This is a genomic window from Leclercia sp. S52 (assembly GCF_039727615.1).
In the GTDB taxonomy this organism is placed as follows: Bacteria; Pseudomonadota; Gammaproteobacteria; order Enterobacterales; family Enterobacteriaceae; genus Enterobacter; species Enterobacter adecarboxylatus_B.
The window spans coordinates 2242747-2258020 of record NZ_CP152474.1; the positions used below are offsets into that span (position 1 = coordinate 2242747).

At 53.8% G+C, this 15274-nt stretch carries 16 protein-coding genes and 1 pseudogene; 16 read left to right on the forward strand and 1 reads right to left on the reverse strand.

Annotation, left to right across the window (positions count from 1 at the left end):
• Positions 1 to 3 precede the first annotated feature (3 nt).
• From AAHB66_RS10790 to dcp, 4 genes are all read left to right on the forward strand, one after another.
• Positions 4 to 585 (forward strand): glycosyl hydrolase family 28-related protein, encoded by a 582-nt coding sequence (locus AAHB66_RS10790; protein WP_347116220.1) that lies wholly within the window; start codon positions 4 to 6, stop codon positions 583 to 585.
• Entirely contained in the window at positions 470 to 1702 is a 1233-nt protein-coding gene (locus AAHB66_RS10795) for a hypothetical protein (protein ID WP_347116221.1), read from the forward strand. The genes AAHB66_RS10790 and AAHB66_RS10795 overlap by 116 nt, the downstream gene beginning before the upstream one ends.
• A 330-nt stretch (positions 1703 to 2032) precedes the next feature.
• Entirely contained in the window at positions 2033 to 2425 is a 393-nt protein-coding gene (locus AAHB66_RS10800) for a hypothetical protein (RefSeq protein ID WP_347116566.1), read from the forward strand.
• Positions 2426 to 2459: 34 nt separating this feature from the next.
• The gene (gene dcp, locus AAHB66_RS10805) at positions 2460 to 4505 is read left to right on the forward strand and encodes a peptidyl-dipeptidase Dcp (RefSeq protein ID WP_347116223.1); all 2046 of its coding nucleotides are present in this window, start codon (positions 2460 to 2462) and stop codon (positions 4503 to 4505) included.
• 87 nt (positions 4506 to 4592) lie between these two features.
• Here dcp and AAHB66_RS10810 read toward each other — a convergent pair whose 3' ends face one another.
• Entirely contained in the window at positions 4593 to 4883 is a 291-nt protein-coding gene (locus AAHB66_RS10810; RefSeq protein WP_347116224.1) for a Bor family protein, read from the reverse strand.
• 247 nt (positions 4884 to 5130) lie between these two features.
• Here AAHB66_RS10810 and AAHB66_RS10815 point away from each other — a divergent pair.
• The 12 genes and pseudogenes from AAHB66_RS10815 (at position 5131) to tssD (ending at position 15243) form a co-directional block, all read left to right on the forward strand.
• Positions 5131 to 5548, forward strand: a pseudogene (locus AAHB66_RS10815) (GNAT family N-acetyltransferase).
• Positions 5549 to 5563: 15 nt separating this feature from the next.
• Complete coding sequence (locus tag AAHB66_RS10820; protein WP_347116225.1) at positions 5564 to 5878, forward strand: hypothetical protein; 315 nt, start codon at positions 5564 to 5566, stop codon at positions 5876 to 5878.
• 340 nt (positions 5879 to 6218) lie between these two features.
• Positions 6219 to 7322, forward strand: a complete 1104-nt coding sequence (locus AAHB66_RS10825) for a cobalamin-independent methionine synthase II family protein (RefSeq protein ID WP_347116226.1) — start codon at positions 6219 to 6221, stop codon at positions 7320 to 7322.
• Between the two features lie 204 nt (positions 7323 to 7526).
• Complete coding sequence (gene urtA, locus AAHB66_RS10830) at positions 7527 to 8798, forward strand: urea ABC transporter substrate-binding protein (protein WP_347116228.1); 1272 nt, start codon at positions 7527 to 7529, stop codon at positions 8796 to 8798.
• Between the two features lie 25 nt (positions 8799 to 8823).
• Positions 8824 to 10398 carry an urea ABC transporter permease subunit UrtB gene (urtB, locus tag AAHB66_RS10835; protein WP_347116229.1) on the forward strand — a complete coding sequence of 525 codons (1575 nt, stop codon included), beginning with the start codon at positions 8824 to 8826 and terminating at the stop codon, positions 10396 to 10398.
• The gene (gene urtC, locus AAHB66_RS10840) at positions 10398 to 11471 is read left to right on the forward strand and encodes an urea ABC transporter permease subunit UrtC (RefSeq protein ID WP_347116230.1); all 1074 of its coding nucleotides are present in this window, start codon (positions 10398 to 10400) and stop codon (positions 11469 to 11471) included. Before urtB ends, urtC begins: the two co-directional genes overlap by 1 nt.
• A complete protein-coding gene (gene urtD / locus AAHB66_RS10845) occupies positions 11471 to 12262 on the forward strand; it encodes an urea ABC transporter ATP-binding protein UrtD (protein ID WP_333849706.1) in 792 nt (263 codons plus the stop codon). Before urtC ends, urtD begins: the two co-directional genes overlap by 1 nt.
• Before the next feature lie 9 nt (positions 12263 to 12271).
• Positions 12272 to 12970 (forward strand): urea ABC transporter ATP-binding subunit UrtE, encoded by a 699-nt coding sequence (urtE, locus tag AAHB66_RS10850; RefSeq protein WP_347116232.1) that lies wholly within the window; start codon positions 12272 to 12274, stop codon positions 12968 to 12970.
• A 68-nt stretch (positions 12971 to 13038) separates the two neighbouring features.
• Complete coding sequence (gene zinT / locus AAHB66_RS10855; RefSeq protein ID WP_347116233.1) at positions 13039 to 13680, forward strand: metal-binding protein ZinT; 642 nt, start codon at positions 13039 to 13041, stop codon at positions 13678 to 13680.
• A gap of 151 nt (positions 13681 to 13831) precedes the next feature.
• Positions 13832 to 14548, forward strand: a complete 717-nt coding sequence (locus tag AAHB66_RS10860) for a hypothetical protein (RefSeq protein WP_347116235.1) — start codon at positions 13832 to 13834, stop codon at positions 14546 to 14548.
• Between the two features lie 3 nt (positions 14549 to 14551).
• On the forward strand, positions 14552 to 14746 hold the full coding sequence (locus tag AAHB66_RS10865; RefSeq protein ID WP_347116455.1) for a hypothetical protein: 195 nt from the start codon (positions 14552 to 14554) through the stop codon (positions 14744 to 14746).
• A 17-nt stretch (positions 14747 to 14763) separates the two neighbouring features.
• A complete protein-coding gene (tssD, locus tag AAHB66_RS10870) occupies positions 14764 to 15243 on the forward strand; it encodes a type VI secretion system tube protein TssD (RefSeq protein ID WP_347116236.1) in 480 nt (159 codons plus the stop codon).
• The last annotated feature ends 31 nt before the right edge of the window (positions 15244 to 15274 follow it).

Consider the following 15274-nt stretch of genomic DNA (forward strand, 5'->3'; position numbering starts at 1 on the left):
AAAATGACAAAATTTTGCGTGCAGCAGGATGAAACCATGGGGAATTATGACGAATTCGACAGCTCGTCAGAAAAAATTAATAGCGAGGGTATTTCTGAAATTGATCATAGTGTTGTTGAAAATAATGCTGAAATACAGCAGGGAATTACTGAATCGACTGAAGAGGCAGCTTTGCGAAGTGATTATTCTGTTGAGGGTGAGCACTATGACGACGCTTTGGTACAAGTCCATCAGCCGCTAGCTGGCGCTGTTAATCGTACGCAGCACGACAAAAACGAGGAAATAGTTAGCGTTCTGGATTTCGGTGCAGATCCTACCGGTAAAAAAGACAGCACTTCAGCATTTCAGGCTGCGATAGACGCTGTTTACGCACGTGGAGGCGGAGAAGTTTACATTCCTCCCACAAATGGTGATGGTAGTGGGGAGAATGTTGGTTATTTGATTAGCGACTCAGTGCAGGTAAAACCATTTGTTAATTTGCGCGGCGATGGTTTTTCATCATGTCTTCGCGCAACCCGCGCTCTTCCCAACGGGCTATTACAGCTTTGTTATCACGGGGGGCATCGGCGGGCGCTATATAAGTAATATCAGACTAACAGGTAATGGCTCTGGTGTAGGCATTGGAACAAACGTAGACAATGAATCGGTCAGTTATCAGCATATCTACGGCTGGACATTTACGGCAATCGTGGTCGAGGTTTTTGAAATAGGTTATCAATTCCAGGGGTTATGGCATTCAACCATTTCAAACTGTACCAGTAGTTATTGCCGAATAGGTCTGCATCTTTGGGGGCAGAATGTCTCGCTACAAATTAGCGGGTGTCATTTCAGGAGAGATGGGCACTCTGTCGATGGCACCTATGGGATTTTTATTGAACCAAGAGTTTATGCATGGAGCACGGATAAAAAGAAGGGATCCAGAAGCGAGGCAATTAATATTGGCCAAGAGACAATGTGTATCGGCGTCCAGTACGGTCTTTTTGTAATGGATTGTTTGGATTTGCAAATAGGCATAATCGATTTTGATTATATTCTCAAAGCTGGGATTGTAATATTAAATGTTGAAGGCGGGTTCAATATCGCAGGAGGATGGATTGCAGCTGATTCTGAAGGGAAACAGCAGGTTATAGGTGTCTCAATGCCTGCCTCGGCAGGGACGCAACAACAAAAAACAATCAATGGCCTGCATTTTTCTTTAGAAAATAGAAACCCAGACGGTAATAATATAGGAGTAAGTATTGGCTCGCAACTTGCCGCTTATGCCAGTATTAAGAATTGTACTTTTACGAGTGGTTGGGCTGGCGTGGCGATATTTGATAACACTGCTGGGATTAACATTGATAAATGCATTTTTACGAGTATTATTTATTTGCGCAATTCGGCTAACGTCAAAATAAGCAATTGTACTTTAAATGGCTTGATAGACGATCAGAAGGCTGGACATAATTTTTATTATGCTAATACAGGGATTCCTTCTACACATGGATACCTTGATGTTAATTTATCCGCTGGTGCTTCATCGGGTTCTGCCATCATCCCTTACGCCTCTGTTTCTGGACTTAAATATGGTGTCATGATATTGCATACTGATATTTCTGATAAATCTGACGAGGTGTATAGAGAAGGTAATACTATAACCGTAATCAGGCCGACTCCAGTCGGAGTTCAAACTTCGACGCTAGTAGAATACCGTGCGGTTTAATCTCTCGTACAAGTAGGTAGCATAGTTAAAACGACGAGATTGCAGGTGACAGTACAAGGTGTTATTAAAAAATTATCGTTTTTTTAAATTTAATAACGGAATAATTTAAGTTTATCGAAACGTCTCCTTGTCGTTTACCGAATATAGCCGGGTTTTCACCCAGAAAGCCCGGCTTTCATCAAATAGTATTGAGATGGTAACAAGATGCCGCTAGATTGCCTTGTTTGGTCACTAGAAGCGTGCCAGTCTGCCAAATTCCTTTTAAAAATAAAAAGTTGAGATAATTCTTCGTCCGTATAATAGACCATTCTTCTGCTATGGAATTAATCTATGAAAAAAATAATATTGGCATTTACGATTGGGCTGGTGATGATCTCTTATGCTGAAGCAGGACGCGGTCGAAAACCGTGCTCTGGAGCGAAAGATGGTATCTCGCATTGTACAGCAAGCGGGCAATTTGTTTGTAACGATGGAAGCTTAAGCCGATCGCAGAAAATTTGTTCTGGATATGGCGCAGTAAGCGATTCGGTTGATCAGAGTTCAGTGAAAAAATCTTCGGCGGTGAAGAATAAACGCAGAACTAACAGATCTGAAACATCGCAGAACGGGGAAATGATGAAAGAATCGCCAACTCTTAATCAGCAAAAAAAGCCGACATGCGCTCCACTCTATATGGCCAACAAACCAGGCTATACCACTTTACCTATTTGCTCTGATAATTAATATTGAAGATATTCACCCTATTCAGGAGTCTGATATGTCTGGCACTAACCCCTTTTTCGCAAGCAGCCTGCTGCCGTACCAGGCGCCGCATTTTGATCTGATCGACGACAGCCACTATCGCCCGGCTTTTGACGAGGCCATCCGCCAGAAGCGCGATGAGATCGCAGCGATCGCAGGGTCTGCGTCGGCCCCTGACTTTAACAACACCGTGCTGGCGCTGGAGCACAGCGGCGGCCTGCTGAGCCGGGTGAGCAACGTCTTCTTTGCCATGACCTCGGCGCACACCAATGATTATCTGCAGCAGCTGGAAGAGGCGATCGCCACCGAACTGGCGGCACTCTCCAACGATATCTGGCTGAATGACGCCCTCTTCGCCCGGGTGGACGCGGTCTACAACGCGCGACAGACGATGGCGCCGGACGCGGAGTCCCTGCGCCTGATCGAGGAGCTGCATCAGCGCTTTATCCTGGCGGGTGCCCGACTGGGCGAGGCGGAAAAACAGGAGCTGAAAGCGATTAATACGGAGTCTGCCACCCTGACCAGCCAGTTTAACCAGCGTCTGCTGGCGGCCGATAAAGCGGGCGGGCTGGTGGTGGATTATCTCCATCAGTTGGATGGCCTCAGCGAGGCAGAGCAGGCTGCGGCCGCTCAGGCAGCTGCGGAGAAGGGATTGAGCGATCGCTGGCTGATCCCGCTGCTGAACACTACCCAGCAACCGGCCCTGCAACAGCTGCGCGATCGCCAGACCCGGGAGAATCTGTTTAAGGCAGGCTGGCTGCGCACGCAGAAAAACGATGCCAACGACACCCGCGAGCTGGTACTTCGTCTGGTGGCGCTGCGGGCGCGTCAGGCTGAGCTGCTGGGCTTCGACAGCTATGCCAGCTGGAAAATTGCCGATCAGATGGCGAAAACGCCCGACGCCGCGCTGCAGTTTATGCGCGGCATCGTCCCCGCGGCACGCGGGCGCGCCTTACAGGAGCAGGCCGATATTCAGAAGGTGATTGATGACGAACAGGGCGGATTTGAAGTGCAGGCCTGGGATTGGTCGTTTTATGCCGAGCGTGTGCGGCTGGCGAAGTACGCCCTCGATGAATCGCAGGTTAAACCCTATTTTGCCCTGAACAGAGTCCTGACCGACGGTGTCTTCTGGGCGGCTACCCAGCTGTTCGGCATTACCTTTGCCGAGCGTAGCGATATTCCGGTTTACCATCCTGACGTGCGAGTCTGGGAGATCTTCGACCAGAACGGAGAGGGGATGGCGCTGTTTTACGGTGATTTCTTCGCCCGCGACTCAAAAGGCGGCGGGGCGTGGATGGGGAACTTTGTCGAGCAGTCTTTTGAATCCGGCACGCGTCCGGTGATCTATAACGTCTGCAACTATCAAAAACCGGCGGCAGGCCAGCCGGCGCTGATCTCCTGGGATGATGTCATTACCCTGTTCCACGAGTTTGGCCACACCCTGCACGGGCTGTTTGCCAGCCAGCGGTACGCCACGCTCTCCGGCACCAACACACCGCGCGATTTTGTGGAGTTTCCATCGCAGATCAACGAGCACTGGGCCAGCCATCCACAGGTCTTTGCCCACTATGCCCGCCACTATGAAAACGGGGAGCCTATGCCGGACGCCCTGCGCGAGAAAATGCTCAGCGCCACCCAGTTTAATAAGGGCTATGACATGACCGAGCTGCTCAGCGCCGCGCTGCTGGACATGAACTGGCACGGGTTAAGCGCCAGCGAAGCGCCACAGGATGTCGAGGCCTTTGAAACCGCCGCCCTCGAGCGCGAGCAGTTGCATCTCCCCGCCGTACCACCGCGCTATCGCAGCAGCTACTTCGCCCATATCTTCGGTGGCGGCTACGCGGCGGGTTATTACGCTTATCTGTGGACGCAAATGCTGGCCGATGACGGCTATCAGTGGTTCGTGGAAGAGGGCGGATTGACCCGCGAAAACGGGCAGAAATTCCGCGAGGCGATTTTGTCACGTGGGAACAGCACTGATTTAGCTGAACTTTATCGTCAGTGGCGTGGGCACGATCCGCAGATTGAGCCGATGCTGGTGAATCGCGGGTTGGGTTCGTAGAGGTTTTTTCAGGCTGGAAACAGAACCGGGCATGATGCCCGGTTTTTTTATCTTTGCCAGCAAGAATAGTCCTTGCCGGATCAATCTTTATTTGGCGCAGTAAACGCGGGCTTCACGCGGGGTATAAATACCAAAGGTGACAACGCCCAGCAGGCCATTCACAAAAGTCTGCTGTACTTCAGTGCGAACGACTTTGTCTGCACCGCCGCACACCTGAGCTGCGTCGATTTGCTTAGACTGGCCGATTCCGCTAACGAAGAAATGGTGAGTTGTGACTTTCTGTGGCTCGAAAGTTGTTCCTTTATTTACCGAAAATGATTGCTGAGCACAGCCAGAAACTGCACCCGCAATGAGAGCCACCATGATTAACTTTTTCATATATGTCCTTGTTGTTTGTATGATTCATAAAAATGATGACATGATTAAAGATCGCTAGAAATTAGACCAGTAGAGTCTTCGCGCGTTGGATCCTGAAATTAGATGCTATTTATATGGAAACTACGAAGCTGAGCCAGAACAAAATTGTTTGTATTTCAGAAATGTTCAGTCTGGGTTTGAAACAGTATTGAAGATAAAAACGTGTAATGTTATTAAAAAGTTACCATTCAGCTTTTGAGTCATCCAAATGACGGACAATTTTAAGTTCATCGAAACCCATCCTGCCCCTGAAGACTTTTGTCGTTTGCGCACTATCGCCGGGCTTTCACCGCGAAACCTTGAAGCAGCAAAAAAAGGCCTCCCTTTAAGCTGTTACGCTGTACATATCCTTCACGAGGGGATCCCCGTAGGGATGGGAAGAGTCGTTGGCGATGGCGCACTGAATTTCGAGATCGTGGATATCGCTGTCGATCCCCACTTCCAGGGCAAGGGCTTGGGCAGAGCTATCATGGAACATATCATGTCATGGCTGAGCAAAAATGCCTGGGACGGTACCTATATTTCCCTTGTGGCTGATGTCCCTGCACTCTATGAAAAGTTTGGCTTTAAAAAAAGTGACGCCGGATTGCGAAGGCATGGCAATAAGCTGGAAAAATGAACAATAAGCCGTGAACACGATAATGGATTTCTCCCCTCTACTGCACGCCCTGGCCGCCGTCACGCTCCAGTGCCTTTGCGGCCTGAGGTGGAACAGGTGGGGCATCGGCGGTGCGCTAGGCTCGCTCTGGTTTATCGCCCGGGAACAGACTCAGGCGGAATATCGCTGGATCGCCCTGTTTGGTCACGGCAAGCGCGCCAACATGCCGTGGTGGGGCGGGTTTGACTGGCAGGTCTGGAATGTGGCCAGCCTGCTCGACTGGCTGATGCCGGTTGTTGCCTGCCTTATTGTCTGGATGATTATCCGGCGACGTGCTTCGCATCACAAACGGACATGAACAGGTGATTTTCTGAACGTATCCCCACGCCTCGTTTAACCTTCATTTATCTTCCTCATGCTAGCTTGAGAAGGATCCGCAGCCCGGTATGGAATGCCGGGTCCGTAGATATCAAAATACAAATCTATCCATGCAAGCATTTACCGCCAGTCCCTGGCGGTTTTTTTTCGCTTTTCACCCCCAACATGAATTTTTTTCAACACCCATGAATTTTTCTCGTTTGCCGTGGGCCGGGCGCTGTGACATCTTTTTTGGACATATAGCCATCCAGAAGGCTAAATGTTCAAATACTGAATTATCACCGTCGGCAATTACCTGGCGGCAGTTAAAGGAGATAAGCATGCAGCGACAACACGCCCCGAACCGTGCCGATGTGGTAGGCAGTTTCTTACGTCCCGACGCCATCAAACAGGCGCGGGTTAAGTTCGCCAGCGGTGAGATCGACGCGCAGCAGCTGCGAGCGGTAGAAGACGAGGCGATTCGCCATGTGGTAGAACAGCAGTGCGCCTGCGGCTTAAACGTGGTGACCGACGGCGAGTTCCGCCGCGCCTGGTGGCATTTTGATTTCTTCGACGGCCTGCAGGGCGTGGAGCGTTACGACTCTAACCAGGGGATCCAGTTTAACGGCGTGCAGACCAAAGCCCACGGCGTGCGCGTCACCGGTAAGCTGGGGTTCGGCAGCCATCCTATGCTGGACGACTTCCGCTATCTCCAGAGCGTCAGCGGCAACGCCCAGCCGAAGATGACCATCCCGAGCCCGAGCGTGCTGCATTTCCGCGGCGGTCGTAAAGATATTGACGCCACCGTCTATCCGGATCTGGATGTTTACTTTGACGACCTTGCGCAAACCTGGCGCGATGCCATCCACGCCTTCTACGCCGCAGGCTGTCGCAATCTGCAGCTGGATGACACCGTCTGGGCCTATCTATGCTCCGACGATCAGCGCCGCCAGATCCGCGAGCGTGGTGATGACCCGGACCAGCTGGCGCGCACCTATGCCCGCGTGCTGAATAAGGCCCTGGAAGGCAAACCGGACGATCTGACCATCGGGCTGCACGTCTGTCGCGGTAACTTCCGTTCGACCTGGATCTCCGAAGGCGGCTACGAGCCGGTGGCCGAAATCCTGTTTGGCACCGTCAACGTCGATGCTTTCTTCCTCGAATACGACAACGATCGCAGCGGCGATTTTGCCCCGTTACGCTTTGTCCGTCCGGGCAAGCAGCAGGTGGTGCTGGGTCTGATCACCACCAAAAGCGGCGAGCTGGAGAACCCGGAAGGGGTGAAAGCGCGTCTGGAAGAGGCGGCGAAGTATGTCGCGAAAGAGCAGATCTGCCTCAGCCCGCAGTGCGGCTTTGCCTCCACCGAAGAGGGCAACGCCCTGACCGAAGCCCAGCAGTGGGATAAGGTTCGTCTGGTCACGCAAATCGCCAGCGAAGTCTGGTAACCGTTTCTCCACAGCGTTGCATTAATTAAGTGCAACGCTGTGCCATTCTGATCCGCCCCTGCGTGTAAAACCCTCTCCAGCCCCCTGATCCTGCTGCTTTTTCATTCTGGCATCCTTTTTGCTCTGACTAATCCTGAATGCTTTTTCTGCGTCCACGCCGTAACGGACGATTTCGCACAGCGTTGTTTTTCAGGAGTGAAAATTATGCATCGTCGTACCTTAATCAAAGCCTTTGCTTTATCGGCCTCCGTGGTGGCCATGGGGATGAGTTTCAGCGTGCAGGCAGCCGACACCATCAAGATTGGCATCATGCACTCGCTCTCCGGCACGATGGCGATTTCCGAAACGCCGCTGAAAGACGTGGCGCTGATGACCATCGACGAAATCAACGCCAAAGGTGGGGTTCTGGGCAAAAAACTGGAGCCGGTGGTGGTGGATCCCGCCTCCAACTGGCCGCTGTTTGCCGAGAAAGCACGTCAGCTGTTAAGCCAGGATAAGGTGGCGGCGGTCTTCGGCTGCTGGACGTCGGTGTCACGCAAATCGGTCCTGCCGGTATTTGAGGAGCTGAACGGCCTGCTGTTCTACCCGGTGCAGTATGAAGGGGAAGAGATGTCGCCGAACGTCTTCTACACCGGCGCGGCGCCTAACCAGCAGGCCATCCCGGCGGTGGAGTACCTGATGAGCGAAGACGGCGGGGCGGCGAAGCGCTTCTTCCTGCTGGGCACCGACTACGTTTATCCGCGCACCACCAACAAAATTCTGCGCGCCTTCCTGCACTCGAAAGGGGTTCAGGATAAAGACATCGAAGAGGTCTATACCCCGTTCGGCCATAGCGATTATCAAACTATCGTCGCCAGCATCAAGAAATTCTCCGCCGCAGGCAAAACCGCGGTGGTCTCTACCATCAACGGCGACTCCAACGTACCGTTCTACAAAGAGCTGGCTAACCAGGGCGTAAAAGCCACCGACGTGCCGGTCGTTGCCTTCTCGGTGGGTGAAGAGGAGCTGCGCGGCATCGATACCAAACCGCTGGTGGGTAACCTGGCGGCGTGGAACTACTTCGAATCGGTGGATAACCCGGCTAACCAGGCCTTCGTCGCAGCTTATAAAAACTGGGCTAAAACGCAGAAGCTGCCGAATGCCGGCACGGTCGTAACCAACGATCCGATGGAAGCCACCTACGTGGGGATCCACATGTGGGCCCAGGCGGTGGAAAAAGCCGGCACCACCGACGTGGATAAAGTACGCGCCGCCATGGCGGGCCAGTCCTTTAAAGCGCCGTCGGGTTTCACCCTGACGATGGATGCCACCAACCACCATCTGCACAAGCCGGTGATGATTGGCGAAATCGAGGGTAACGGCCAGTTCAACGTTGTATGGCAGACCGAAGCGCCGGTCCGCGCCCAGCCGTGGAGCCCGTACATTGCCGGGAACGATAAAAAGCCCGACACCCCGATCAAAACCGCCAGCAACTGAATCCGGATCATAAAGAGGTAAAGCCATGAACGTCATGCGCACGATCTTCGCTCTCGTATGGCTTGCCGGACTGCTGCCAGGGATGGCACAGGCAACGGATGCCGATGAATTTGTTGCCGCCAGCCGCAGCCAGCAGGCGGTGATGCTGGAGCAGTGGGCCGCCGCGCCCGATCCCGCCCGGCTGGCGCTGCTGCAGGCATTGCAGCAGGAAAATGTCTTTGTCGATACCAACAAACACGCCTTTGCCCGTGAAAACGGTGCCTTAACCACCCTCGGCGAGGCCGCTCAGCCGCAGGGCGCGACCAAAGCCGTGCGGCTCACCAACCGCCTGCGGGTGCTGACCGCCACCGCGCTCGCCACCCACCAGCTGACAGGTGACAGTGTCACCCAAAGACTGGCGGCGGCGAAGCAGCTCCAGCGCGATCCCCAGCCGCAGATGCTGCCATTTTTACAGCGTCAGCTGGCAAGCGAGAGCGATGATGCGGTGCATCAGGTGCTGAGCCTGGCCGTCGCCAGTCTGCAACTGACCAGCATCCAGCCCGCGGTACGCCAGCAGGCCGTCACGCTGCTGGGCGTGTCGAGCGACCCGGAGGTGCAGTCCCGATTGCTGCCCTATACCCAGGCGCAGACCGAGCCGGACGCTGGGGTGCGTGAGGCCGCCGCAGAAAGCCTGCGTCAGATCCAGTACCGTCAGACCATCAGCGACCTGCTGGGCCAGGCGTTTATGGGCCTGTCGCTGGGCTCCATTCTGCTGCTCGCCGCGCTCGGGCTGGCAATCACCTACGGCCTGCTGGGGGTGATCAATATGGCCCACGGCGAGATGCTGATGCTCGGGGCCTACGCCACCTGGATGGTACAGCAGGCGATGGCGCAGTTTACCCCGCAGTGGCTTACCTTCTACCCGCTGGTGGCGCTGCCGGTGGCGTTCGCGCTTACCGCAGGCGTGGGCATGGCGCTGGAACGCACGGTGATCCGCCATCTCTATGGCCGCCCGCTGGAGACCCTGCTTGCCACCTGGGGCATCAGCCTGATGCTGATCCAGCTGGTGCGGATGATCTTCGGGGCGCAAAACCTCGAGGTCGCTAACCCGGCGTGGCTTTCCGGCGGCGTGCAGGTTTACGCCAGCCTGATCCTGCCGTGGAACCGGCTGGTGGTGCTGGGCTTTGTGCTGCTGGTGCTGTTTTTCACCTGGCTTATCCTCAACAAAACCCGGCTGGGGCTTAACGTGCGGGCGGTGACGCAAAACCGCAGCATGGCGGCCTGCTGCGGGGTGCCCACCGGGCGCGTCGATATGCTGGCCTTCGGGCTGGGTTCCGGGATCGCCGGGCTCGGCGGGGTGGCGCTGTCGCAGCTGGGCAACGTCGGGCCGGAGCTGGGTCAGGGCTACATCATCGACTCCTTCCTGGTGGTGGTGCTCGGCGGCGTCGGACAGCTGGCTGGCAGCGTGGCAGCCGCCTTTGGGCTGGGGATTTTCAATAAGATCCTTGAGCCACAGATGGGTGCCGTACTGGGCAAAATCGTGATTCTGGTGGCGATCATTCTGTTTATTCAGAAGCGTCCTCAGGGGTTGTTTGCACTTAAAGGGAGGGTAATCGACTGATGAGCCAGCCACTGACCTTAACCCTGGCGCGGAAAGCGCCGCGCAGCGTACCGATAATACTCGGCCTGATCCTCGCCGCACTGCTGGTGCTGCCGTTTCTGGCGCTGCTGCCCGCCACGCACCCGCTGGCGGTCTCCACCTGGATGCTGACGCTGGTGGGGAAAATCCTCTGTTACGCCATCGTCGCTGTGGCGCTGGATCTGGTGTGGGGCTACGCCGGCATGCTGTCGCTGGGCCACGGCCTGTTCTTTGCCCTCGGCGGCTACGCAATGGGGATGTACCTGATGCGTCAGGCTGCGGGCGACGGCCTCCCGGCCTTTATGTCGTTTCTCTCCTGGAGCGAGCTGCCCTGGTTCTGGTGGGGTACCCAGCATTTCGCCTGGGCGCTGGTGCTGATCGTCATGGTGCCCGGCCTGCTGGCGCTGCTGTTCGGCTGGTTTGCCTTCCGCTCAAAAATCAAAGGGGTCTATTTTTCGATCATGACCCAGGCGCTGACCTTCGCCGGGATGCTGCTGTTCTTCCGCAATGAAACCGGCTTTGGCGGCAACAACGGTTTTACCGGCTTCACCACGCTGCTGGGCTTCTCCGTCACCGCCACCTCCACGCGCATCGCGCTGTTTATTGCCACCGTGCTGCTGCTGGCAGCGTCCCTGGCGGTGGGATATGCGCTGGCAAAAAGCAAGTTTGGCCGCATTCTGACGGCGGTGCGCGACGCAGAAAACCGGCTCACCTTCTGTGGCTACGATCCGCGCGGGTTTAAGCTGCTGGTCTGGACGCTGTCGGCAGTACTGTGCGGGCTGGCCGGGGCGCTGTACGTCCCGCAGGTCGGGATCATCAACCCCGGCGAGATGTCACCCACCAACTCCATCGAAGCGGCAATCTGGGTGGCGCTTGGCGGACGCGGCACGCTGATTGGTCCGGTACTGGGTGCCGCGCTGGTTAACGGCGCAAAAAGCGTCTTTACCGTGGCGATGCCGGAGTACTGGCAGCTGTTTCTCGGGCTGATCTTTATCGCGGTCACGCTGTTTTTACCCCGCGGCGTAACGGGACTGTTCCGCAAAGGAGACCAGTAATGAGCGAACAATTATTTACCCGCCAGCTGCCCGGAGATCGCTATCGCGACCAGACTGACCCGGTGTTGCAGCTGGAGGGGATCAACGTCAGCTTTGACGGCTTTAAAGCGCTCACCGACCTGTCGCTCAACATCGGCGTAGGCGAGCTGCGCTGTGTGATCGGCCCCAACGGTGCGGGCAAAACCACGCTGATGGACGTTATCACCGGTAAAACGCGGCCCCAGAGCGGGCGGGCGCTTTACGACCAGTCGACGGACCTCACCACTCTCGACCCAATCGCCATTGCCCGTCAGGGTATCGGGCGCAAGTTCCAGAAGCCAACGGTGTTCGAGGCCCTGACGGTATGGGAGAACCTTGAGCTGGCGATGAAGGGCGATAAATCGGTGTGGGCCAGCCTGCGTGCCCGACTGAGCAGCGAGCAGGGGGACCGGATCAACGAGATGCTGAGCCTGCTGCGCCTCGGCGCGGAGCGGCATCGCCGGGCGGGCTTGCTGTCGCACGGACAGAAGCAGTTCCTCGAGATCGGCATGCTGCTGGTGCAGGAGCCGCATCTGTTACTCCTCGACGAACCGGCCGCCGGGATGACCGACGCCGAAACCGAATACACCGCCGAGCTGTTTCGCACCCTCGCGGGCAAACACTCGCTGATGGTAGTGGAGCATGACATGGGCTTTGTCGAAACCATTGCCGATCACGTCACCGTTCTGCATCAGGGGCGGGTGCTGGCGGAGGGCTCGCTGCGCGAGGTGCAGGCCAACGAGCAGGTGATTGAAGTCTATCTCGGACGCTAAGGAGCGCGGATGCTACAGGTTAATGAACTGAATCAGTATTACGGCGGGAGCCACATCCTGCGCGGGGTCAGCTTTGAGGCGCTACCCGGCGAAATCACCTGCCTGCTGGGGCGTAACGGGGTGGGCAAAACCACCCTCCTGAAGTGCCTGATGGGGCTGATCCCGTCGCGCAACGGCGAGATCCTCTGGCAGGGCAAATCCATTACCCATGCAAAACCGCACCAGCGGGTGCAGGCCGGGGTGGCCTACGTGCCCCAGGGGCGGGATATCTTTCCCCGCCTGACGGTGGAGGAGAATCTGCTGCTCGGACTGTCACGTTTTCCAGCGCGCGAGGCGAAGCAGGTGCCGGAGGAGATCTGGCAGCTGTTTCCTGTTCTGCAGGAGATGAAGCAGCGTCGGGGTGGCGATCTCTCGGGCGGGCAACAGCAGCAGCTGGCAATTGGCCGGGCGCTGGCGAGTCGTCCGCAGCTGTTGATTCTTGATGAGCCGACGGAGGGGATCCAGCCCTCGGTGATTAAAGAGATTGGTCAGGTGATCCGCCAGCTCGCCAACCGGGGCGATATGGCGATCCTGCTGGTGGAGCAGTTTTATGACTTCGCCGCCGAGCTGGCCGACAGCTATCTGCTGATGTCCCGAGGCAGCATTATCCAACGCGGACGCGGTGAAGATATGGAACAGGAGGGCGTACGTGGTCTGGTAGCAATTTAACAGGGTTGTTTTGCGATATGTTATAATATAACATCTATCACTATTTAAAATGGAGTGAGGACGTTATCTTGGCAGGACCTATTGGTAAATATGCAATGACTCTGGGGGCGATGCTGGTCAGCGGCCAGCTGTACGCCCATTCCCACGGCCACCAGATGACCGAGGCGGAACAAAAAGCGGCCAACGGCGTGTTTGAGGATAAAGACGTGAAGGATCGCCCGCTCTCCAACTGGGACGGCGTCTGGCAGTCGGTCTATCCGTTTCTGCTGAGCGGCGATCTCGACCCGGTGTTCAAAAAGAAAGCCGGGACAGACAACAGCAAAACCTTTGACGAGGTGAAGGCTTATTACCGTACCGGCTACGCCACCGACGTGGAGACCATCGGCATTGAGAACAACGTGATGGAGTTTCACGCCGGGAAAAGCGTCAGCCGCTGTGAGTATGTCTCAAACGGCTACAAGATCCTGACCTACGCCTCGGGCAAGAAGGGCGTGCGTTACCTGTTTGAATGCAAGGACGCAAACAGCAAGGCGCCGAAATTCGTCCAGTTCAGCGACCACACCATCGGCCCGCGCCAGTCTGCTCATTTCCATATCTTTATGGGCAACACCTCCCATGAGGCGTTATTAAAAGAGATGGACAACTGGCCGACCTATTATCCCAACGAAATGTATAAAAAGCAGGTAGTGGAGGAGATGTTGCACCATTAATTTCGGTGCGGCCTGTGTGCCGGGTGGCGGCTGCGCCTTACCCGGCCTACTATATCTTTCGGAATCTATTAATACTCTCTTCATTTCATGTGTGCTTATATCCCATCTTGTAAAACACATATGAAAGGATGATTAACTGAAGGGAGTGATTATGCATTTTAATGGTTCCATCATTACTTCTGTGCAAGCTGATAGAATTCTTGCTTTTAAGTTAGATAATGCACTGGCAGGCGTAAAGGACAACGTCGCTTCAGCTCTACAACAGATGGGAGATGGTATCACTCGAGCATCATACTATACCTCATGTTTTATGGACAATTATCAGGATGTTTGTACTAAACTTAAACATGAAGATTTAAGGTTTATTTCAGGTCTTATTCAATTGTATAAAGATCGTGATGTTATTTTTGAGATGATTCGTCTGTATATAGAGGTTCATTTTAAAAACAAAACAGAGGGGCGTGTTCAGAATATCCTTCGTAAAATTGTAGGCGCTGGTGTTTATCTATCAACGACAGGGACGACTAACCGACTACTCATCATTTCTGTGGCAACTGCTGTATGTCAAAGCTATAGTTTTCACACCCTTGTACATGGGCGTTTAAGTCAGGTCCGAACGCTCATTTTAAAAGGAGGTGTAACAGCTTCAGCGATATCGTTCAGCGTTTATGGCGTAGTTCATGAAGCTGCAAACTGTGCTGATAATCTCAAGAAATTTAATGCTTTTTATTATCAAGCGCTGTATGAGCGGAATCTTGAAATGATGTATTTTATTATCGAGCCATTAATTACTCGCAGCCCTTATTTAAACCCCATGCTTATATCAGATGATGAACTGGTTGATTTAATTGTCAGACTAACGAGGTAGATGATGGGGTTCTTAAAAAAATGGTTAAAAGAAGAATTTATCTTGTTTGTATGGGGGTGGGGATGCTGTTTAGCTATTGTTGTATTTGCTATGTTCGCTGTTTCTCTCTTTTCTGATGCTGCTATTAAGTTGACAGGATTGTTCATTTTATTTCTTATTTGTTTGCACGTTTTTCTTTGGTTTAAATTTAAAAAGTAATAAAGAGGATAAAAAACATGTCCAATCCAGCACATCTATGGTTAACGGATGAGAATGGTTCACCCATTGTAGGTTCCTGTGTTATGCCTGCCCGGCTTGGCTCTATCGAGTTACGTTTTGTTAACCACCATGTATGGTTACCTACAGATCCTAATACCGGGAAACTGACTGGAACAAGACTTCATACCCCTTTGAAGATGCAAAAGGAGTTTGATAGAACCACACCATTATTGTTTCGAGCGCTTTGCGAAGGCCGCATATTAAAAACAGCAACAATAAAAATGTATCAAACCAATGAGGCTGGTATTGAGGTGGAATATTTTAATATGGTCATGGAGAACGTAAAAATTACTGCCATTACGCCAAATTTGCATCCCAGTGGTATAACAAGCACACATCTTGAAGATATTGAATTGCGTTATGAAAAAATTTTGTGGAAGTATATCGATGGCAACATTCTCTACGAAGATAGCTGGAATCACCGTGTTTTTGCGTGAAAATGTGAATGTTGATATTCAGTGATGTACA